We start from the raw sequence: 21,585 nt of genomic DNA on the forward strand, positions 1-21,585 counted from the left end.
CGGGCCCTTCGCCCCCGCACCAAGAACATGAGTCTTAAACTGTTCAATGGAAAAGCTCTTCGGCGTGCGGCATCCATGGGTCGGCTCCGCTCCGACACTAGTTCGCTGGCTCAGAACCAGTCAACGAATCCCGCACCCAGGGGAGATCGCGAGGACTCTTATTCGCTGTCCCGCTTTTCCCGGCACGGACGGCTTTTTTCCGGCCACTCTGACAGCAAGCTGCACACGGACTACAGAAGTTGACTTTCCGCTTCCGCTTCCGTCGTGGAGCCGGCCACCCCCTCGACGACGCATCGTACGTCTGTCCGGTTCCGGCCAACCACCGTTACCGGCAACGCAGTTCGTCCACGCCCAAGCCTACGGTGACTGCGTGACCACAAGCCACACGGGGGCTGCCCGGTACACAATCACGCCACTTCCGGACACCGCGGATTCGGATGTCGAACGGGGGCGACGGAGCGCCGGGCGGTACAGCAGGAACGATCACGACCTACTGGGAGAGACGGAACCGGTGAGCGCGGACCGAATGCGGTCGGCCAATGTTCGCGAGGAGTTCATCGCGCGCGCCACCCTCCCGGTGCGGGTCCCGCACCGGCTATTCCGGCAACCGCCCGGGGGAATTGCGGGTGGCCGAGAATGCGGTCCCCGGACCGCGCCCGCAGCGGCGTCCGACGGCACCTGAAGCGCCGCCCCACGGCATCCGAAGTCCCGCCGTACGGCATCCGAAGCCCCGTCCCACGGCACCCGAAGTCCCGCCCTACGGCATCCGAAGCACAGTCGCAGTCACGTCCCTTTCCGCATCCGCCGGCGCGTCCCGGAGACTCCTCCGCGCCCCGAAGCCAGGAGACAGCCGACCGTGAACTCCCCCTCCCGCACCCGCACCGCGCGTTCCCTCACCGACCTGCTCCTCGACGCCGCCGAGCGGCACCCGTCCTGCGGCGTCCGCCACTGTCTCGGCCCGGCCGACGCGGGCCACCTCGACCAGCCGTATCCGGGGCTCCTCGCCGAAGCGGCCCGGCTGCTCACCGGGCTGCGGGCCGAGGGCCTGCGCCCCGGCGACCGCGTCGTGCTGATCCTGGAGCGCCCGCAGCAGTTCCTGCCCGCGTTCTGGGCGGCCGTGCTCGGCGGCTTCGTCCCCTGCCCCATGGCACCGCTGCGCGGGGACCGGGAACGCTGGGGCGCCCAGCTGGCCCATGTGAACGAGCTGCTCGACGGGCCGCTGGTGGTCGTCACCGAAGCCCTGACCGCCGAACTGCCGTCGGTGCGGGACCTGTCGGTGGTGACCGTGGAGAGCCTCGACCACGCGGAGGAGCCCCCCGCGGAGGCGTTCCACCGAGCCGCCCCGGAGGACACCGCCCTGCTCGTGCTGACCTCGGGGTCCACGGGCCACTCCAAGGCGGTCGTCCTCAGCCACGCCAATCTGCTGGCCTCCATGACCGCCAAGAACGGCCACCACCGGCTGACCGCCGCGGACACCACACTGAACTGGGTCTCCTTCGACCATGTGGCCGCCCTGCTGGAGTGCCATCTGCTCCCGCTGTCCACCGGAAGCCGCCAGCTCCACGTGGAGGCACCCGTCGTGCTCGGCGACCCGCTGGAGTTCCTGCGGCTGATCTCCCGGCACGGCGTGACGATGACCTTCACCCCCAACTTCCTGCTCGGTCTGGTCAACGCGGCGGCCGGGCGGCTGCGGGAGACCGGCGAGCGGCTCGACCTGTCCCGGCTGCGGCACATCATCAGCGGCGGTGAGGCCGTCGTGGTCGCCACCGGCGAGGCGTTCCTCGACCGCTTCGCGCCCCACGGGCTGGCCCGGGACGCGCTGTGGCCCGCCTTCGGGATGACGGAGACCTGCGCGGGCAGCGTGTACTCCCGCAAGGCGTTCCCCGAAGCCGACCGGGGCGCCGAGTTCGCCAACCTGGGCACACCGGTCGAGGGCCTGGACATCCGCGTCGCCGGCCCGGACGACCGTCCGCTGCCCGAGGGCGAGGTCGGCGAACTCCAGCTCCGGGGCCCCATGATCACCCGCGGCTACCACAACAACGCGGCGGCCACCCGCGAGGCGTTCAGCGCCGACGGCTGGTTCCGCAGCGGCGACCTGGGTCGCCTCGACGGGGGACGGCTGACGCTGGTCGGCCGCAGCAAGGACAGCGTCATCGTCAACGGCGTCAACTACTTCAGCCACGACGTGGAGTCCGCCCTGGAACGGCTCGAGGGGGTGTCCCGCTCCCATGTCGCGGCCTTCCCCGTCCGCCCGTCCGGCAGCGACACCGAGCAGCTCGTGATCGCCTTCGCCCCGGAAGCGGGACTCACCCGCACCGCCGGAACCGCCCCGGACGCCGAAACCGGCGCCCGCGCCGACGACGCCGCGCTGCACCGGCTGATCACGGCGATCCGCAGCACGGTGGTGATGCACTGGGGCTTCCGTCCCGCGCTCGTGCTGCCGCTGCCCGCGGACGCCTTCCCCAAGACCAGCCTCGGCAAGATCCAGCGCTCCCTGATGCGGCAGCGCCTGGAGTCCGGCGCGTACGACGCCGAGCGCCGGGCCGCCGACGAGCTGACCCTGCGGATGCTGGGCGGTCACACGGCCCCCGAGGGCGAGACCGAGCGGGTGCTCGCCGGCATCTACGCCGAACTGTTCGACGCCGACCCCGGCTCCGTCAGCGCCACCGCCAACTTCTTCGACCTGGGCGGCACGTCGCTGGACATCCTGCGGCTGCGCGGCAGGGTCGCCGAGCGGCTCGGCGTGCGGGGCCTTGAGGTCGTCACGGTCCTGACCGCGCCCACGGTCCGGGCCCTGGCCGCGCGGCTCGACGAGCACACCGCGCCCGGCGCCCGCGCGTACGACCCGCTGGTGCCGCTCCAGACCGGCGGCACCAAGACCCCGCTGTTCTGCGTGCACCCCGGGGTCGGCGAGGTCCTGGTCTTCGTCAACCTCGCCAAGTACTTCGTGGGAGACCGCCCGTTCTACGCGCTGCGGGCCCGGGGCTTCAACGAGGGCGAGAAGCCCTTCGCGACCTTCGAGCAGATGGTGGACTGCTACGCGGACGCCATCCAGCGGCAGCAGCCGCACGGGCCGTACGCGGTGGCGGGCTACTCGTACGGCGGCGCGGTCGCCTTCGAGATCGCCAAGGTGCTCCGGGCGCGCGGCGAACGGGTCGACTTCGTCGGCAGCTTCAACCTGCCGCCGCACATCAAGTACCGCATGGAGGAACTGGACTTCGTCGAGACGGCCGCCAACCTGGCCTTCTTCCTCGCGCTGATCGACAAGAAGCAGAGCCTCGAACTCCCCCGCCTGCTGCGCCACCTCCCCCGCGAGGAGCAGATCGCCCGGCTGATCGCGCTGGCACCCGCCGGCCGGCTCGCCGAACTCGACCTGGACGCGGCCAAGTTCGCCGCCTGGGCCGAGCTCGCCGACGCGCTCACCGACCTCGGGCGCGGCTACCGGCCCAGCGGTTCGGTGCGCTCGATGAGCGTCTTCTACGCGATCCCGCTGCGCGGCACGAAACAGGACTGGCTCGACCACGAACTTCGCCGCTGGGACGAGTTCACCACCGAGCCCAACCGCTACATCGAGGTGCCCGGCGAGCACTACACCCTCATGAGCCCACGGCACGTGGCGGACTTCCAGGCGATCCTGCGCCGTGAGCTGGACCACCGGCTGGCCGAGGCGGACGCCCTCGCGGACCGGCGCGGAGACGCTCGGTGACCCCGCGGCCCGAGACCGCCGACCCCCACGACACCGCAGCACCCCACGACACCGCAGCACCCCACGACACCGCAGGACCCCACGCCGCCACAGGACGCGAGACCCCGGAGGACCGATGACCCCGTACCGACCGATCACGCCGCAGGCCCCGCCCGCGCCGCGCGGCACCAGAATCCTGATCACCGGCGGCACCGGTCAGGTCGCGAGACCGGTCGCGGAGGCGCTGGCCGAGCACAACGACGTGTGGTGCCTGGGCCGTTTCGGCGACCAGGCCGTCGAGCGCGCGCTCCGGGACAGGGGCGTCACCACCTGGCGGTGGGACATGGCCGACCCGTCGCCGGACGCGCTCAAGGGCCTGCCGGAGGACTTCACGCACGTGATGCACTCGGCCGTGCGGCGCGGCGAGGACGGCGACTTCAACGCCACCGCGGAGATCAACGCGGTGGCCACCGGCCGTCTGATGAGCCACTGCCGCACCGCCGAGGCGTTCCTGTACGTCTCGACCGGCGCCCTGTACCGGCGGCAGACCCTGGACCACCGGTACACCGAGGACGACCCGGTCGACGGCGCCGCCGACTGGCTGCCCGCCTACCCCATGGGCAAGCTCGCCACCGAGGGAGCGGTGCGCGCCTTCGCCCAGGTGCTGGGCCTGCCCACCACCATTGCCCGCCTCAACATCGCCTACGGGCCCGGCGGTTACGGCGGCGTGCCGATGCTGTACTTCCGCCGGATGCTGGCCGGGGAGCCCATCGCCGTACCGCTGCGGGGGCAGAACTGGTGCTCGCCGCTCTACACCGACGACCTCGTCGACCAGGTCCCCCGTCTGTGGCGGGCGGCCGCGACCCCGGCGACGCTGGTGAACTGGGGCGGTGACGAGGGGGTCGGTGTCACCGACTGCGTCCGGCACATCGAGGCGCTCACCGGCGTGCGGGCCGACCTCGTGCCGAGCGCGGTCACCCGGGAGACCTACCAGTTCGACCCCACCCTGCGCCGCAGCCTCACCGGCCCCTGCCGCATCGGCTGGCGGGACGGCATCGAGCGCACCCTGCGCGCCCTCCACCCGGACCACCTCGGAGCCTGAGAAAGGACGACCGGCATGGCGAGGACCGACCTCAATCTGCAGTTGATCCAGCGCGCCTACCAGGCCTTCCACGCCCGCGACGTGGGCGCGCTGCTGGACACCCTGGACCCGCACGTCGAGTGGGTGCACCCGGACGGCATGGCCGAGTACGGCCTCGGCGGCACCAAGCGCGGCCACGCGGGCGTCAAGGAGTTCCTGGCCCATGTGCCCACCGTGCTCGGCGGAATGCGCCTGGAGCCGCAGGAGTTCGTGTCCGCCGGCGACCGGGTGGTGGTGTTCGGCGTCCGGGAGGTCACCTCGGTGCGCGGCGCCACGCAGACCCTGCCGTTCATCCACTCCTGGACGCTGCGCGACGGCGTGGCGGTGCGGATGGAGGACGTCTTCGACACGGTCCTGTTCCACCGCCTCATCGAACGCTGACCGGCGCCGCGGGCGGCCGCCGGGCCCTGCCGGGCGCCCCGCGGGTCCGGCCCGTCTTCCACGGCGGCACGCTCCCGGGCGGGTCCTGTACGGCCGTCCGGGTCGGCCCCGAGCACGACGGGCACGGCTGGTTCGACCTCGCCGACCTGCCCGGCACCCCGCTCGCCGCCTCCCTGCCGACCCTCACCGCCCCGCGTGCGGCCGCCCTGGGCGGAACACCCGTGTGCCGGCGGGAGGGCACCGCATGGTGAGCCGGGCGAGTCGCCCCCGCCCGACCGCCCCGGCCGGTGGGACGGGGGCGGTCGTGGCCGGGTCCGGGGCGACCCGGGGCGGCCGTTCGTACGAGGCGGCCGGGACGGCCGTTCGCCCGGGGGCGACAGTGTCCGCGCAGGCTACGACAGCTGCGCCTGGACCTGGGACGAGATCAGCTCCAGGTGGTCCAGGTCGTGCAGGTCGAGCATCTGGAGGTAGATGCGCCGGGAGCCGGCCTCGGCGTAGCGGCCGATCTTGTCGACGACCTCGGCAGGGGAACCGGCCAGACCGTTTTCCTTCAGTTCGTCGACCTCGCGGCCGATCGCCGCGGCCCGGCGGGCGACCTCCTGGTCGTCCCGGCCGACGCAGGCCACCAGGGCGTTGGAGTAGATCAGGGCGTCGGGCCCGCGGCCGGCCTGCTCGGCGGCGGCCCGCACCCGGCCGAACTGGCGCTCGCTGTCCTCGACGGAGGCGAACGGCATGTTGAACTCGTCGGCGTACTGGGCGGCGAGCCTCGGCGTGCGGGTCGGGCCGTGCCCGCCGATCAGCACCGGGATCCGGGCCTGCGCGGGCTTCGGCAGCGCGGGCGACCCGGTGAGGTCGTAGTACGTCCCGTGGAAGTCGAAGGTCTTGCCGACCTCCGTGGCCCACAGGCCGGTGACGATGGCCAGTTGTTCCTCGAGGCGGGCGAACTTCTCCTTGGGGAAGGGGATGCCGTACGCCTTGTGCTCCTCCTCGAACCAGCCCGCGCCGAGGCCGAGTTCGACCCGACCGCCGGACATCTGGTCGACCTGGGCGACCTGGACGGCGAGCACTCCGGGCAGCCGGAAGGTGCCGGCGGTCATCAGCGTGCCGAGCCGGATGCGCTTGGTCTCGCGGGCGAGTCCGGCCAGGGTGATCCAGGCGTCGGTGGGCCCGGGAAGGCCGTCCCCGCTGCCCATGCGGAGATAGTGATCCGAGCGGAAGAAGGCGTCGAACCCGAGGTCTTCGGTGGCCTTCGCCACGGCGAGCAGAGTGTCGTAGGAGGCCCCCTGCTGGGGCTCGGTGAAGATGCGAAGATCCATGTCTCCATCCTGCCCGACCGGGCCCCCGTTCCGGCGCCGGCGGGGCTCGCGTTCCGGCACCCAGAAAAGAGAGGGCCTAGCCGCAATGCCACTGACTTAACGGCGCGCGCAAGCCTTTGACCTGCGGCTGTACCCTCACGGCCGAGCTCTGGAAGGCGGCAAAGTCACCGGCATTGGGCCTAGCCGGGCTCCCGTTCCGGCAGCGCCTCCTCGCGGGCCGCCAGTTTCCGCAGCATCTCGCGGACCCGGTCCCGGGACTCGTCCGCCGCGTCGATCGCCTCCATGCACTGCCAGTACACGCCCTCGTCGACCGCCGAGCTGGCCACGCCCACCAGCGATATGCCGACGTCGCCGAGCAGGCCGTCCAGGCACAGCAGGGCCTCGCGGGCGTCGTCCAGCTCGGTCAGCTGGGCCGCCCGCAGGTCCCCGGGGTCGAGGTGCGGCACGTCCAGCACCCCGCAGCCCCGGCCCGCCAGTTCCGTCAACCCCAGTGCCTCCCCCCGCAGTTCGGGCGGACCCGAGACCGCGAGCCGGCTTCCTATCGCCTGGGCGAGTGCCTGCGCCTGCCACACCTCCGTCAGGGTCGCGGAGGCGTCACCGCTCCCCGCCAGGGCACATCTGCTCGCCAGGATGAGCCGCACCGCATCCATGCGCTGTCCCCGTCTCTCCCGACGTGCTCATCGCACGTCCGCCCGAACTCCGCTGTCCACTACCCAGAGTGAAGGTCGATGGGACGAAAAGCCAGAGGAAGACGGAAATCTGCGGACAACAAATCGGTAGCGGACAGCTTGACGACTCCGGAGAGTGATAGCGGAGCCCGTAATTCCCCTCAAGTCGCCCACCCTGGCAGGCTTAAGGCACCCACCCGGGCAGGCTCAAGCCCCCTCGGCGTCGCCCGGAGCGCCGGTGGCGCCCGGGGCGTCCAGAGCGCCCGGAGTCCCCAGGGCGCCCGGAGCTGAGGGGGCGTCCGTGGACCCCGGCTCCCCCGGCACCGGGAACCTCCGCTCGTTCCGGTCGATCTTCGCGTCGAGCGCCACCAGCGGGTCGACGCCGAGCACCTCGCAGAGCTGGAGCAGATAGGCGAGGACGTCCGCCACCTCGTCCGTCACCCGGTGCGCGGTCTCCGGGTCGCCCATGACGCGGGCCGACTCCTCGGGCGTCAGCCACTGGAAGATCTCGACCAGTTCGGAGGCCTCCACGCTCAGCGCCGCGACCAGGTTCTTGGGGGTGTGGTACGGCTGCCAGCCGCGTGCGTCCGCGAACGCGGCCAGCCGGGCCTGCAACCCGGCCACGTCCAGCGGCCGCTCGGAGTCCTTCGTCACGGCACCAGGTCTACCACCCTCGCCCCGGGCACCCCGGCGGCCCCCGACGCGTCGCTCATCGCGGCGGTGAGCCGGATGTGCCCGCGTGCGCACATCTGCGCCGCCAGCCGCAGCAGTCCGTCCCGCTGCCCGGGGTCCAGCCCCCGGCCGAATCCGTCGGCGAGGACCGTCAGGGTCTGCAGGGCGGCGGGCACCTCGCCCGCCGGGTCGACCTCCAGCACGCCCGGCCCGGTCAGCAGCACCAGGGCCAGCGCCGCGTACCGCAGTTCGCCGTCGCCCAGCCGCTCGAACCCGGTGCGCACCCCGTCCCCGCGGTCCAGCACCGCCCGGACCAGCCCGCCGTCCACCGGCTCGGCGAGCACGTCCGCCACCGGACCGGCGCAGCCCGCGCGCACCGCCGCCACGAGCCGGGCGTGGCGCCGCCCGCATTCGGCGCGGGTGCGCCACAGCACGTCGGCGAGGTTGTCGCAGCCGCGCAGGAGCCGCCCGGCGCCGGCCGGCACCGGCTCGCGCATCCGGGCGGGCGACGGGTCGCAAGCGAACACCGACCGCAGGGCCACCACCGCCTGCTCGGCCGCGGCGATCACCTGCCGCTGTCCGTCGGTCTTCCCGGCCACCCGCAGCGGCAGCAGCGCGGTGCCGAGCCGGTCGTCGGGCAGCGGCGCGCGGGTGACCGGCGAGGAGCCCGCCGTGTGCCAGGCGGCCTGCACGGTGCGCCGTCCCGGATCGCGCAGGGCGCTCTCCAGCAGGACCAGCCCCCCGCCGGTCAGCCGCTCGCCCACGATGCGCAGTTCCGGCTCGGCCTGGACGGCGACGTCCAGCCGGACCGGCCCCTCGGGGCCGTCCACGGTGCAGCCGATGCGGAAGCCGCGGCGGCGCTGGGCGTCGGGCCGGGCCCGTTCGGGCACGCAGGCGACCGGGTCGGGGAAGACCGCGCCGAGTTCCGCGCCGCCGCCGAGGCGGGCGAGCGCCTCGTACGCGGTGAGCGCGCTGGTCTTGCCGGATCCGCTGGGCCCGGCGAGCAGGGTGAGCGGCCCGAGCGGAAGGCGCGCGCCGCGGTGCCCGGCGAACGCGGAAAGCCGCAGTTCGGTGACGCACGGGCGGGTCGGGCGCTCTTCTCGGGCCAGACGCTCCTCGGGGCCGCCCAAGGACGCCGGGGAAGCCGGAGAGACCGGGGAAGCCGGGGAAGTTGGAGAGGCCGGGGAGGCCGGGGAGGCCGGCTCCGCTCCCGGCGTGGGGGACGACGGCGGGGTGGGAGCGGACGCGGGTGACACGGTCATGTCCCGGACGGTAGGAGAGCCCGCGTGGGACGAACCGTTCCGCCCGGGGGATCTTCCTACGATCGGGGGACGCCCCCGCGAGGACCTGCCCTAGACGCCGGGGACCGCCGCGCCCTCCATGAGCCCGCTGACCTCGGTGCCGGGCGGCGTGAGCAGGAACACGTTGCGGTCGACGCGGTGCATCCCGCTCGCCAGCCCGAAGACCACCCCGGTGCTGAAGTCCAGGACCCGCTTGGCGACCCCGGTCTCGGCGCCGGTGAGGTCGAGCAGCACCGGGACACCCGCCATCAGTGTCTCGGCCACGTCGCGGGCGTCCGCGAACACATTGACCCGGAGGACGACGAAACGGCGGCGGGTCTCCGTCTCCGCGTCGGGCCGCACCCGGTGGTCCACCGCGGACGGCCAGGCGTCCCGGCCGCGCAGCGGAACGACCTGGGCGAGCCCCTCCCACTGCTCATCGGTGACGTCGTGGCTGTTCACCGGCTCCCCCTGACCTGACTCGTACCTCATCGCATGCACCAGTCAATTCTTACGCCAAGTCACCCGTTCGGCCGAACAGCGACACGGTGCGCGACGAACTGTCCCGCCCCCTTCCACCGCCGCGTGTCCGGAACGGCCCTGACGCCGTGTTGAAGTGGTTACGGGCCGAACATGGCTTCTTACCGGCCTCACACCGGACTTTTCATCTCCTGTCACGACCCGCTCACCGACCGCGGTTAGCGTCCGGTGCCGTGCACTTGGCAGAGAAGCAGTCGGCGGCACCCTTCCGGCCGACCCGGCCGCCGGTGTCCGCCCCGGAAGCCCCCGCTCAGTGGCACCGCGTCCTCACCCTGCTCGCCGACATCAGCCTGTTCATCGGCACCCGGGCGGTGTGGACGCAGGCCGCATCGCACCGGCTGCCCGTAGCCGCGGTCATCTCGCTCTGCTACGCCTCGATCCTGGGGTGCGGGGTGCTCGCCCTGGTGGTGCGCCGGGCGCGGTCGCTGGCCCGGCTGGACCTGTGCGTGCTGGCGACGGCGGTGGCGCTCGTCCTGTGCGCGTGGGCGATGAACCACGCGGGCGGCGACGAGGCGGTGCTCACCACCCAGGCCGCCCGGGAACTGACCGCCGGGCACCCGGTCTACGGCCGGCCGTGGCCCTGGCTCTTCCACGCCCGCCACATCGCCCTGACTCCGACGGTGCACGGCGGCTATGACTTCACGTACGGCTATCCCCCGCTGGCGATCTGGCTGACCGCTCCGCTGCTGTGGCTGGGGCACGGCGGCGCACCCGCGACGGCGATGGGCACCGGGGCGCTCGTCACGGGCGCGGTCGTGCTGTGGCGGATGCTGCCGGTGCCGTGGCGGTCGGCGGCGACCATGGTGTGCCTCGGCTTCGGGTTCCTGCCGACCTACGGGCGGCAGGGTTACCCGGCGATCCTCGCCCTCGCCCTGCTCGTGCCGGTGGTGGTGCGCTGGCCCCGGATCGGGCGGGGCGGACGGCTCGGCCCGGCGGGCCTGACGCGGGCCGCCTGCCTGGGCGCGGCCTGCGCGGCGCAGCAACTGCCCTGGTTCCTCACGCCGTTCCTGCTGGCCGGGATCTACGCGGTGCGCCGCGGGGAACTGGGCCCCCGGCGGGCCGGGCTGGTCGTGCTGCGGGTCACCGCGGTCGCGGTCACCGTGTGGCTGCTGGTCGACACCTACTTCGTGGTGCGCGAGCCGGGCACCTGGCTGTCGGGCATCGCGCTGCCGCTGACGCAGGGCGCGGTGCTGCACGGGCAGGGCCTGGTGGGCGTCTCGCTGTACCTCACCGACGGCAGCGACCGCCTGGACTGGTACGCGCACGCCAGCCTGCTGCTGGCCGCGGCCCTGCTGGCCGTCTTCGTGCTCTTCGTCCGGCGTCTGGGACCGGCGGCGACCGTCCTGCCCTGGTGTGCCTTCTTCGTGGCGACGCGGTCCCAGGACGGCTACTACCTGATGATGGCGCCGCTGTGGCTCGCGGCCGCGGTCACCGCGCCCCCGTCGGAGTTCGCCGGGGCCTGGCAGCCCCGCCCGCGCCCGCTGGCCGGCCGGCACCGCCGGCCGGCCCGGATCGCCGCGGCCGTCCTCCTGCTCCTGCCCGCGCTGGTGAGCGCGACCGTGGCCGCGACGGGCCGCCCGCCGCTGGCCATGCGGGTCACGTCGGTGCGGAGGGCCTCCGCCGCGTACGTCACCGGGCTGGCCCTCCAGGTCACCAACACCGGCGACAGCACCCTGGCCCCGCACTTCATGCTCACCACGGGCCAGGCGACGACCCGTTACTGGCCCCTCGCGCACGGCCCGGCCGAGATCCCCGCGCACACCACCGCCCGCGTCGAACTACGGGCTCCCGGCGGCCGGTATCCGGTCCCCCGCCCCGGCGCCCGCATCCGTCTGCGCGCCTTCACGGCCGTGCCCCAGACCCTGTCGAGCCAGGACATCCGGCTGACGGCGCGGCGGCGGGGATGACGGTGCGCCGGACGGGCCCGCCCGGTCAGCGCAGCTCGGCGAGGGAGGTGGTGGTGCCGTCGTCCTTGCGCAGCCAGATGGTCCGCTGGGGGAACGGAATGTCGATGCCCGCCGCGTCCAGGGCCTCCTTGACCCGGCGGCGCAGCTCGCGGGTGACCCCCCACTGCTTGAGCGGCACCGTCTTGACCGCGAGGCGCACCAGCACGCCGTCCGCGTCCAGGGACTGCACTCCCCACACCGAGGGGTCCTCCAGCAGCACGCCCGCGAACGCCGGATCCTGCCGCATCGCGTGTCCGGTCTCCTCCAGGACCCGGTAGACCTCGTCCAGGTTCGCCTCGTAGGCCACGGCGACGTCGAGGACGGCCCGGGCCCACTCCTGGCTGTCGTTGCGGACCCGCTGGATCTCGCCGTTGCGGATGTGCCACAGACCGCCGTTGAGGTCGCGGACATGGGTCAGCCGCAGGCCGACGTGCTCGACCTCGCCCACGGCCTCACCGAGGTCGACGGAGTCGCCGACGCCGTACTGGTCCTCGATCATGATGAGCATGCCGGAGAGATAGTCGGCGACGAGGTTCTGCGCGCCGAAGCCGATCGCGAGGCCGACCACACCGGCGCTGGCGAGCACCGGGCCCAGGGCGATGCCGATCTGGTCGAGCACCATGGCGACGCCGACCGCGAAGAGCACGATGGAGACGACGCTGCTGAGGACGGAGCCGATGGTCTGCGCGCGCTGCTGGCGCCGCTCGCCGGCCCGGCTGCTGTCGCGGTGCAGCACCGCGGGCCCCCGGCCGCTCCTGCGGCGTACCTCCTGGGCACCCTCCTCGGCGGGTTGCAGGATGTGCTGGACGACACGGGTGATCGCCCGCTTCGCCAGCATCCTGACCAGCGCGACGACGATGACGATCAGAGCGATCCGCAGCGGGATCCCGATCAGGGCAGCGGTGTGGTCGCCGATCCAACGGGGCATCGCGACGGCCGCGTTCGCGGCACCGGCCAGGTCAGGTGGGTACGCCATGAAATCGTGGGCTCCGTTCCTGGAAGGGTGTTGCGCTGACGTCGTCCGCGCCTACCCACAACCACGAGCGGTCATGACACCGAACGGGCCCGCGGTCCGGCCCGATGGGGATGCGCCTCCTGCTCGCCGCGGGGCCGGGCAGCTCACCTCGCACCGCAATGGGGTCGGCGCGGCGGGCCGCGCTGGCCGTGGGGAGGTGGCGCGGGCGCTCGGGCTCAGTGGCGGACGGCGCGGACCACCGTGTCGAGGGCCACGGCGTCGCCGACCGGACGGCGGGCCACCTCGGCCACGACGAGATCGGCGCACGGTTCCCACACGGCCCGCACCCGTTCGACGCTGGACAGCACCCGTGCGTCCCGCGGACCGCCGGTGCCGTGCTCCAGGTTGTCGGCGTCATGGCCGACCAGCATGAGCGTGCCACCGGGCCGCACGGCACGGCAGGCGCTCTCCAGCACCCGGTCCATCTCCGGCGGGGGAAGATGGAGGTAGGAGATCAGGACCAGGTCGTAGGCGGCCTCCTCGGGCGTGTACCGGGTGACATCGGCCACCGCGGCCCGCACCGCCCCCTCGTACCGCCCGGCCGCTTCCTCGATCCGGCGCACCGCGACCGGGGAGAAGTCGAGCGCGTCGACCCGCCAGCCCCGGCTCGCCAGCCACGCGGCGTTACGGCCTTCCCCCGCCGCCAGATCCAGCGCGCGCCCGGGGCGCAGTCCGGCGGTCTCCCGGGCCACCCACCGGTTCGGTTCGGCCGACCACACGCGCTCCGCGGCCCGGTAACGCTCGTCCCAGGCGTCCGCGTCCATGTCTCCTCCTCGCTGTCTGGGTCCGCCACGTCCTTCCTGCCGGTGCGGCGGACCGGACCGGCCGGCCCGCCTCAACGCTACGACTCCGCCAAGGACGAGGAGCCCGCGCTCCCGCCGCCCGGACGGTGACGTCGGACCGGAGTCCGCCCCCAGCCTGTAGGCGGTCCGGCAGCGGAACTCCCCGCACCGAACCGCGCGAGCGAGCGGCAGGGCATCGGCCACGACGGCCGATGCCCTGCCGTGCTCATGCCCGCGGCAGCCCACAGCCCCGTACGGGCGGACACTCAGCCTTCCGAGAGGTCCGACCTCATAGCGCTGTGACATAGTTGCTACGGAAAGCGAGTCGGGGAGGTGGCGATGACAGCCGAGTGGCGTCCGGTGCGGCAGTCACGCACGCATGAGCTCGTGCTCGAAAGCATCGAGGAGCGGGTGCTCGCCGGTGAGTTGAAGGCCGGAGACCGCCTTCCGCCCGAGCGTGAGCTGGCCCCGACCCTCGGCGTGAGCCGCTCCGCGCTGCGCGAGGCGCTGCGGGTCATGGAGACGATCGGTGTCCTGGTCGCCCACGCGGGCCGGGGGCCGGACGCGGGTGCCCGGATCGTCCGCAACCCCGACGACGCGCTCGGGCGCCTGCTGCGCCTGCATCTGGCGCTCGGCAGCTACGACCTCCAGGACGTCCTGGAGGCCCGCGTCACCCTGGAGCGCTCGAGCTTCGAGGCCGCCGCGCGCAGGGCTTCGGAGGACGACCTGGCGCAGGCGGAACAGGTGCTCGCGCGGATGCGGGAGCCGGGCCTGACCGTGGCGGAGTTCAACGAGCTGGACACCTTGTTCCACGTACTGATCGCCCGCAGTTCGGGCAACCGGCTCATCTCGACGCTCACCTCGGCGGTCCGGGAGTCCGTGCGCACGCTGATCCTCAAGGCGGAGGAGGACGCGGAGGACTGGACCGCGACCGCCGCCGGACTCAACGCGCAGCACGCGGAGTTGCTGCGGCTGGTGCGGGCCGGGGACGGGGCGGGGGCCGCCGATCTGGTGGAGGAGCACATCCGGGGCTTCCACGGGACTCTGGTCGACGACCGGGCGGAGGCCGACCTGTAGCCGGGCGGAGGCCGCACCGCAGCCGGGCGGTTCGCGCGGTCCCCCGCACCCCTGAAGTGCGGGCCGGCCCCGGGCGGACGCCCCGGGCCGGCCCGCCGTTCCCGCCCGCGCGGGCTACGGCAGCATCCAGGACAGCGCCGGCAGCGACTGGAGATACACCAGCACGCACAGGGCCGCGAGCAGCGCGAGGCTGTACTTGGCGACCCGCCGGAGCAGGACGTGTTCGCTGCCCGGCCTTTCCACGGCCGTGGCGGCGATCGTCAGGTTCTGCGGGCTGACCAGCTTGCCGACCACGCCGCCGGAGGTGTTCGCGGCGACCAGCAGGTGCGGGTCGATGCCCGCCTTCTGGCCCGCGGCCTGCTGGAGGGTGGCGAACAGCGCGTTGGCCGACGTGTCCGAGCCGGTCACGGCGGTGCCCAGCCAGCCCAGGGTCGGTGAGAGCAGCGCGAACGCACCGCCCGCGGCGGCCAGCCAGGTGCCGATGGCGACGGTCTGGCCCGACTGGTTCATCACGTAGCCGAGGGCGAGGACCGCGGCGACGGTGGCTATGGAGGCCTTCATGTTCCTCAGCGTCGAGCCGGCCGCCCGCACGGCCATGCCGCCGGTCATCGGGTAGCGGTCGCTGCTCGTGAGCCGGTAGACGAGGGTGACCAGGACGCCGGAGACGATCAGCAGGGTGCCGGGGTTGCCGAGCACTTCCAGCTTGTAGATCGCGCTGCCTGCCGCCGAGCCGTCGCCGGCGAGGAGGTTGCCGTACAGGCCGGGCCACTCCAGCTCGATGTTCCAGCGACCGAGCAGGGTGGGCATGTCGAGGCCGCCGGCGTTCAGCTTGGCCAGCGCGAAGACGACGATCACGAGCGCGTACGGGAGCACGGCCAGCGCGACGCGGCTCGGCGTGAGCGGCTCCGACTCGACCTGGGAGCGCTGGTCGGCGGGGGTGTTCGGCTTCCAGAGGCGCAGCATGGTCACGGCGGCGGCGAACCCGGCGAGGGCGGCGACGACGTCGGTCAGTTCGTAGGCGAAGTGCGTGGAGCACCAGAACTGGGCGACGGCGAAGACGGCGCCGGTGACCAGGGCGATCGGCCACAGCTGGCGCACGCCCCGGACGCCGTCGACGAGGAAGAGCAGGAGCAGCGGCACGAACAGCGCGAGCAGGGGGGTCTGCCGGCCGACGACGGCGGCGAGGTCCTCGGCCGGGATGCCGGTGAGGTTGCCCGCGGTGGTGATCGGGATGGCCATGGAGCCGAAGGCGACCGGCGCGGTGTTGGCGACCAGGACGGTGACGGCCGCGCGCAGCGGCGGCAGACCGACCGCCATCAGCATGGCGGCGGTGATCGCCACGGGCGCGCCGAAGCCGGCCAGGGCCTCCAGCAGGCCACCGAAGCAGAACGCGATGAGTATGGCCTGTACGCGCAGATCACCGCGGCCCACCGCGCTGAAGGCCCGGCGCAGGTCCTCGAAGCGCTTGCTGATCACGGTCAGCTCGTAGAACCAGATGGCCGCGACCACGATCAGCATGACCGGGAAGAGGCCGAAGAGCAGGCCCTGGGCGGCGGACAGGACGCCGAGCCGGACCGGCATCCCCATGCCGAACACCGCGACGAGCAGCGCCACGATCAGCGCGCCGAGCGCGGACTGCCATGCGGGCCGCTTGGCGATCATCAGCAGCAGGAAGAAGGCGGCCAGGGGAACGAGTCCGAGAAGGGCGGTGGCGGCAAGGCTGCCGCCGACGGCGGTCACGTCGGGCGTGAAGGTGACCGCGAGTTCAGCCGGTGGGGTAGGGGCCACGCGAGTAACTCCTCGTCGAGTTTCGTAGACCCCCACCACGAGGTCCCGCTCGTGAGGGCAGGGGGTCGGTGCGCCTGGAGGACCGACTCAGTAGCGCATTGGAGATGTCGCATGTCAATAAGGTCGGACCAAATTGCGCTCCGTCCTTCGTGCGAAATCTCGACCCTCCGACCCTGGGTCCGATGATGCTATGGTCGGACCATACAGAGATCGTGGAGGTCCTCCCATGCGTATCGGACTCTTCGCCACCTGCCTGGGGGACACGCTCTTCCCCGACGCGGTGAAGTCCACGGCCCGGCTGCTGACCCGCCTCGGCCACGAGCTGGTGTTCCCGCCGGGGCAGACCTGCTGCGGCCAGATGCACGTCAACACCGGCTACCAGCGCGAACCCGTCCCGCTGGTGCGCGCCTTCGCCGAGCAGTTCGGTGACGGCTCCATCGACGCCGTCGTCATGCCCTCCGGGTCCTGCGCCGGCTCCGTGCGCCACCAGCACGCGCTGATCGCCGAGCGGTACGGCGACGCGGCGCTGCGCTCAGGGGTCGCCGCGGTCAGGGCGAAGACGTACGAACTGTCGGAACTGCTCGTCGACGTCCTCGGCACCGTGGACGTGGGCGCGTACTTCCCGCACCGCGTCACCTACCACCCCACCTGCCACTCCCTGCGGATGCTGCGCGTGGGCGACAAGCCGCTCCGGCTCCTGCGCGCCGTCGAGGGCATCGAACTCGTCGAGCTGCCCGAAGCGGACTCCTGCTGCGGATTCGGCGGCACGTTCGCCCTCAAGAACGCCGACACGTCCTCCGCCATGCTCCACGACAAGGTCGCGAACGTGACCTCCACCGGCGCCGACGTCTGCACCGCCGGTGACTCCTCGTGCCTGATGCACATCGGCGGCGGGCTGTCCCGCATCGCCTCGGGCACCCGCACCCTGCACCTCGCGCAGATCCTCGCCGCCACCCGCACCGCGCCGTACGTCCTCCCGGAGGCCGCCCGATGAGCAGCACGTTTCTCGGTATGCCCGCCGCCCCGCCGCGCGCCCCGTACGGCGAGGGCAATCTGCGGGGCGACGCGAAGTTCCCCGAGGCCGCCCGCGGTGAGCTGCGCGACCAGCAGCTGCGCCGCAACCTCCGCAACGCCACCCACACCATCCGCGGCAAGCGTCTGGCCGTCACCACCGAGCTGCCCGACTGGGAGGCGCTGCGCACGGCCGGCTCCCGGATCAAGACCGACACCATGAACCGCCTGCCCGAGCTGCTCGAACAGCTGGAGGCGAAGGTCACCGCGGCCGGCGGCACCGTCCACTGGGCCCGCGACGCCGCGGAGGCCAACGCGATCGTCACACGTCTGGTCGCCGCGACCGGCAGCGACGAGGTCATCAAGGTCAAGTCGATGGCGACCCAGGAGATCGGCCTCAACGAACACCTGGAGAGCCAGGGCATCACCGCCCACGAGACGGACCTCGCCGAGCTGATCGTGCAGCTCGCCCACGACAAGCCGTCCCACATCCTCGTCCCGGCCATCCACCGCAACCGCGAGGAGATCCGCGAGATCTTCCTCGAACGGATCCCCGGCGTCGACGCCGGGCTCGACTCCGTCCCCGCGCACCTCGCCGCCGCGGCGCGCGCCTATCTGCGCGAGAAGTTCATGACGGCGAAGGTCGCCGTCTCGGGCGCCAACTTCGGCGTCGCCGAGACCGGCACCCTGTCGGTCGTCGAGTCCGAGGGCAACGGCCGCATGTGCCTGACCCTGCCGGAGACACTCATCACCGTCATGGGCATCGAGAAGGTCCTGCCCCGCTACCAGGACCTGGAGGTCTTCTTCCAGCTCCTGCCCCGCTCCTCCACCGGCGAGCGCATGAACCCGTACACCTCGCTGTGGACGGGCGTGACCGAGGGGGACGGCCCACGGGACTTCCACCTCGTCCTCCTGGACAACGGCCGCACCGCCGCCCTCGCCGACGCCATCGGCCGCGAGGCCCTCAACTGCATCCGCTGCTCGGCCTGTCTCAACGTCTGCCCGGTCTACGAGCGTGCGGGCGGCCACGCCTACGGCTCCACCTATCCCGGCCCCATCGGCGCCGTCCTCACCCCGCAGCTCGCCGGCATGCACGAGGCGAAGAACGACCCCAACTCCTCGCTGCCCTACGCCTCCACCCTCTGCGGCGCGTGCTTCGACGCCTGCCCCGTGAAGATCGACATCCCGTCGCTGCTCGTGGAGCTGCGCCACCAGCACACCGAGCAGTCCGGCACCACCGCCGAGAAGCTCGCCATGAGGGCGGCGGCCGCGGTCATGGCGCGGCCCGGCCTGTACACCACCGCGCAGAAGGCCGCCGGGCTCGGCCGGGTCGTCGCCGGACGCGACAGCAGGATCACGAAACTGCCGAAGCCGTTCGACGGCTGGAGCGACAGCCGGGACATCGCGGCGCCGCCGAAGCAGACGTTCCGCGACTGGTTCTCCTCGGCGGAGGGGCAGCGGGCGCTGCGCGCCGAGGAGGCCGCCGCATCCGGCCGGCACGGCGAGGAAGGTGACGGACGTTGAGCACCACGAGGAAGAACACCGGGAACACCGGGGCGGCCGGGGCCGCGCGGACCGCCCCGCGGGGAGCGTCCGCACGGGACGTCGTGCTCGGCCGGGTCAGGGACGCTCTGGCCCTCGCCCCCCAGCCGCCCGTCACCGTCGAACGCGCCTACCGCACCGGCCGCGCGCTGCCCGCCGCCGAGCGCCTCGACCTCTTCGTCGACCGGCTCGTCGACTACCGCGCCGGGGTCCACACCTGTGTCACCGCCGACACCGCGGCGACGGTCGCTCGCGTCCTGCGTGAGCGCGGCGCGCGGACGGTCGGCGTCCCCGCCGGCCTCGACCCGGCCTGGCTCGCGGGCTTCGACGGCACCGTCCACATCGACTCGCCGGACGTGCCCGCGCCCCGCCTCGACGCGCTCGACGGCGTCGTCACGGCGTCGGCGGTCAGCTGCGCCGAGACCGGGACGATCTTCCTGGACGGCTCGGCCGCGCAGGGCCGCCGCGCCCTCTCCCTCGTCCCCGACCTCCATGTGTGCGTCGTGGACCTGTCGACCGTCGAGGCAGGCGTGCCGGAGGCGCTGGCCCGCCTGGTGCCGACCCGGCCGACGACGCTGATCAGCGGCCCGTCGGCCACGTCCGACATCGAACTCGAACGGGTGGAGGGCGTGCACGGCCCCCGCACCCTGGACGTGATCATCCGCACCGACGCGTGACCCCGGGGCGGGGCGGGCCGCCGTACCGACGCGTGACCGGGGCGGGGCGAAGCGGGGCGCCGCGGCGGCGAGGGCCGGGCGGCGGCCCGTGTCGCCCGCTCGGGTCTGTGTGGGCGCGTCCCGCAAGCGTGCGCCGCGCACTGCGTGCAGTCTGAACCGGGGGCCGGAGACAGAGGCCGGCCCCGGCGGCAGCGGGCCTGCCCGGGGTGGAGCGATCGAACGGCAGGACGCATTCGTGCAAGGGCGAAACGGAGCGCGGCGGTTCGGGGGACCGGTGGGAGGGGACACGTCGTCGGCCGCCCGGACCCTGTTCCTCCTCCTCGCCGCCGAGAACCTGCTGATGGGCTACACCGCCACCGCCATGAACGTGGCCCTGTCGGCGCTCGTCGGGGACCTGCACACCACGCTGACCGGCGTGCAGTCGGCGATCTCGCTGTACGCCCTGGTGGTCGCCGCGTTCACGATCAGCGCCAGCAAGCTCGGTACCCGCCACGGGTACCGGCGGACGTTCGCCCTCGGCGGCGGCGTCTTCGTCCTGGGGGCACTGATCACCGCCTTCGCCCCGAGCCTGCCGTTCATGATGCTCGGCTGGTCCGTGCTCCAGGGGGTCGGGGTCGCACTGATGCTTCCGGCGCTGATGGCGATGCTCACCCGGACCTTCGCCGGGGCCGTGCGGACCAAGGCGCTGTCGCTGCTGGCCATGACGTCCGGAGTCGGTGCGGCAGCCGGTCCGGTCCTGGGGGGCCTGATCACCGACTTCCTGACCTGGCGCGTGTCGTTCCTCCTGGGGGCCGTGATCACCCTGGCCGTGACATGGCTCGTACGGCGTACGGTCGATGCCGGGGCCTTCCCGGGACGCCCCGGGCGGGGCTTCGACGTCCGCGGGGTGCTGGTGTCCACGACCGGACTGGTTCTGCTCGTCGTCGCGGCCCTGCTCTCGGGGCAGTACGGCCTGCTCAGGGCCCGGCAGGATTTCGTGGTGCTCGGCCACACCCTGCTGGAGCGTGGCGGCCTGTCACCCGTTCCCCTCCTCGCGGGCCTGGGCCTGGCCGTTCTGGCCGCCTTCGCCGGATGGGAACTGCGTCTCGTCAGGAGCGGAAGGGATCCGCTGGTCCGTGTGACGGTGCTGCGGAACCGCACCGTCCGGACCGGGATCTCCACTCAGCTGATGCTGATCCTGGTGCCCAACGGCGTGCTCTTCCTGGTGCCGGTCTTCCTGCAGACGGCCTTCGGATTCGGAGCGCTGTACTGCGGGATCGTGCTGCTCCCGATCGCACTGGGGCTGATGGTGGCCGCCCCGCCGACCGCCCGGCGCGTCGGGCGGGGCAGGATGACCCACCGCGCCGCCGCGATGGGGGCGTTCGTCTGCATGGCCGTCGGCTGCGGCGCGGTCGCCGTCCTGTTCAGTCCGCGCGCGCAGGGAGTGGCGGCCGTGGGCCTCGCCCTCGTGCCGGGCATTCTCGTCATCGGGCTCGGCCGGGGCATGGCCACGACACTCACCGACCTCGTCCAGTCGGCGCCGGAACGGGACGAGCTGAGCGATGTGACAGGGCTCTTCTACACGGCCGGCTACCTCGGGAGCTCCTTCGGCGTCGCGCTCGCCGGTGCCCTGATGACCACGGCGCTGCTGTACACGTTCGAGGCCGGGGTGAATGACAGCAGCGTCCTCACCATCGCCCAGAAGGAGTGGGTGACGCGGACGCTGGAGCAGCAGGTCCAGATCACCGCGGTGTCCGACGACGCCGTGCGGGCGAAGCTGGCGTCGCGGGGCATCACCGGCGCCGAGAGCGACGCGCTGGTACGGATCAACGCACGTGCCAGGGAGCAGGCGCTGACCGTGTCGGCCACCGGGATGGCCGCCCTGGCCCTCGCCGGCTGGCTGATGGCGCTCCGTCTCCCCGTCCCCGCCGGGACGACGAGGGCCACCGGCCCGGAACACGAGGCGCCTTCGACGTAGCCCGGCGTCCACCGGGGTCGTGGATCGCTCGGCCGAGCCCGCGGTGTGGCAGGCATACCGGGACATAGAGGGCGAGACATGATGGAGGTACGGATACCACGCGCGAG

Annotated in this window: 16 protein-coding genes and 1 pseudogene; 9 read left to right on the top strand and 8 right to left on the bottom strand. The window is 72.9% G+C overall.

Going from position 1 to position 21,585, the window contains the following annotated elements; translation table 11 throughout:
* Window positions 1-856 precede the first annotated feature (856 nt).
* From ACF1A5_RS24975 to ACF1A5_RS24985, 3 genes are all read left to right on the top strand, one after another.
* Window positions 857-3,706 carry an alpha/beta fold hydrolase gene (locus tag ACF1A5_RS24975; RefSeq protein ID WP_392195095.1) on the top strand — a complete coding sequence of 950 codons (2,850 nt, stop codon included), beginning with the start codon at window positions 857-859 and terminating at the stop codon, window positions 3,704-3,706.
* Between the two features lie 115 nt (window positions 3,707-3,821).
* Window positions 3,822-4,787, top strand: a complete 966-nt coding sequence (locus ACF1A5_RS24980; protein ID WP_392195096.1) for an NAD-dependent epimerase/dehydratase family protein — start codon at window positions 3,822-3,824, stop codon at window positions 4,785-4,787.
* Window positions 4,788-4,802: 15 nt separating this feature from the next.
* Entirely contained in the window at window positions 4,803-5,207 is a 405-nt protein-coding gene (locus ACF1A5_RS24985; RefSeq protein WP_392195097.1) for a nuclear transport factor 2 family protein, read from the top strand.
* A 392-nt stretch (window positions 5,208-5,599) separates the two neighbouring features.
* Here the strand turns inward: ACF1A5_RS24985 and ACF1A5_RS24990 are convergent, their stop codons facing one another.
* From ACF1A5_RS24990 to ACF1A5_RS25010, 5 genes and pseudogenes are all read right to left on the bottom strand, one after another.
* Window positions 5,600-6,523 carry an LLM class F420-dependent oxidoreductase gene (locus ACF1A5_RS24990; RefSeq protein WP_392195098.1) on the bottom strand — a complete coding sequence of 308 codons (924 nt, stop codon included), beginning with the start codon at window positions 6,521-6,523 and terminating at the stop codon, window positions 5,600-5,602.
* 179 nt (window positions 6,524-6,702) lie between these two features.
* Window positions 6,703-7,173, bottom strand: coding sequence for a DUF6099 family protein (locus tag ACF1A5_RS24995; RefSeq protein ID WP_392195099.1), 471 nt, complete (start codon window positions 7,171-7,173; stop codon window positions 6,703-6,705).
* Between the two features lie 336 nt (window positions 7,174-7,509).
* Window positions 7,510-7,845, bottom strand: a pseudogene (locus tag ACF1A5_RS25000) (nucleotide pyrophosphohydrolase); the annotation flags it as partial.
* Entirely contained in the window at window positions 7,842-9,125 is a 1,284-nt protein-coding gene (locus ACF1A5_RS25005) for an AAA family ATPase (RefSeq protein WP_392195100.1), read from the bottom strand. The pseudogene ACF1A5_RS25000 and the gene ACF1A5_RS25005, both read right to left, overlap by 4 nt.
* A 90-nt stretch (window positions 9,126-9,215) precedes the next feature.
* Window positions 9,216-9,635 carry a cell division protein SepF gene (locus ACF1A5_RS25010; protein ID WP_392195220.1) on the bottom strand — a complete coding sequence of 140 codons (420 nt, stop codon included), beginning with the start codon at window positions 9,633-9,635 and terminating at the stop codon, window positions 9,216-9,218.
* Between the two features lie 221 nt (window positions 9,636-9,856).
* Here ACF1A5_RS25010 and ACF1A5_RS25015 point away from each other — a divergent pair, with 221 nt between their 5' ends.
* Complete coding sequence (locus tag ACF1A5_RS25015) at window positions 9,857-11,590, top strand: hypothetical protein (RefSeq protein ID WP_392195101.1); 1,734 nt, start codon at window positions 9,857-9,859, stop codon at window positions 11,588-11,590.
* Between the two features lie 25 nt (window positions 11,591-11,615).
* Here the strand turns inward: ACF1A5_RS25015 and ACF1A5_RS25020 are convergent, their stop codons facing one another.
* Together ACF1A5_RS25020 and ACF1A5_RS25025 are read right to left on the bottom strand one after the other, a co-directional pair.
* Entirely contained in the window at window positions 11,616-12,605 is a 990-nt protein-coding gene (locus ACF1A5_RS25020; RefSeq protein WP_392195102.1) for a mechanosensitive ion channel family protein, read from the bottom strand.
* A 215-nt stretch (window positions 12,606-12,820) separates the two neighbouring features.
* The gene (locus ACF1A5_RS25025; RefSeq protein ID WP_392195103.1) at window positions 12,821-13,408 is read right to left on the bottom strand and encodes a class I SAM-dependent methyltransferase; all 588 of its coding nucleotides are present in this window, start codon (window positions 13,406-13,408) and stop codon (window positions 12,821-12,823) included.
* Between the two features lie 357 nt (window positions 13,409-13,765).
* Here ACF1A5_RS25025 and ACF1A5_RS25030 point away from each other — a divergent pair, with 357 nt between their 5' ends.
* On the top strand, window positions 13,766-14,503 hold the full coding sequence (locus ACF1A5_RS25030) for a FadR/GntR family transcriptional regulator (protein WP_392195104.1): 738 nt from the start codon (window positions 13,766-13,768) through the stop codon (window positions 14,501-14,503).
* A 114-nt stretch (window positions 14,504-14,617) separates the two neighbouring features.
* Here the strand turns inward: ACF1A5_RS25030 and ACF1A5_RS25035 are convergent, their stop codons facing one another.
* Entirely contained in the window at window positions 14,618-16,291 is a 1,674-nt protein-coding gene (locus tag ACF1A5_RS25035; protein WP_392195105.1) for an L-lactate permease, read from the bottom strand.
* A 226-nt stretch (window positions 16,292-16,517) separates the two neighbouring features.
* Here ACF1A5_RS25035 and ACF1A5_RS25040 point away from each other — a divergent pair, with 226 nt between their 5' ends.
* The 4 genes from ACF1A5_RS25040 to ACF1A5_RS25055 all read left to right on the top strand — a co-directional run bounded on the left by ACF1A5_RS25040 (window position 16,518) and on the right by ACF1A5_RS25055 (window position 21,478).
* Window positions 16,518-17,285 carry a (Fe-S)-binding protein gene (locus tag ACF1A5_RS25040; protein WP_392195106.1) on the top strand — a complete coding sequence of 256 codons (768 nt, stop codon included), beginning with the start codon at window positions 16,518-16,520 and terminating at the stop codon, window positions 17,283-17,285.
* Window positions 17,282-18,826, top strand: coding sequence for a LutB/LldF family L-lactate oxidation iron-sulfur protein (locus tag ACF1A5_RS25045; RefSeq protein WP_392195107.1), 1,545 nt, complete (start codon window positions 17,282-17,284; stop codon window positions 18,824-18,826). The genes ACF1A5_RS25040 and ACF1A5_RS25045 overlap by 4 nt, the downstream gene beginning before the upstream one ends.
* An 83-nt stretch (window positions 18,827-18,909) precedes the next feature.
* Window positions 18,910-19,521 (top strand): lactate utilization protein C, encoded by a 612-nt coding sequence (locus tag ACF1A5_RS25050; protein WP_392195221.1) that lies wholly within the window; start codon window positions 18,910-18,912, stop codon window positions 19,519-19,521.
* Window positions 19,522-19,795: 274 nt separating this feature from the next.
* Complete coding sequence (locus tag ACF1A5_RS25055) at window positions 19,796-21,478, top strand: MFS transporter (RefSeq protein WP_392195108.1); 1,683 nt, start codon at window positions 19,796-19,798, stop codon at window positions 21,476-21,478.
* Window positions 21,479-21,585 lie beyond the last annotated feature (107 nt).

The sequence above is a fragment of the Streptomyces sp. NPDC014864 genome, assembly GCF_043081525.1.
Lineage (GTDB): Bacteria > Actinomycetota > Actinomycetes > Streptomycetales > Streptomycetaceae > Streptomyces.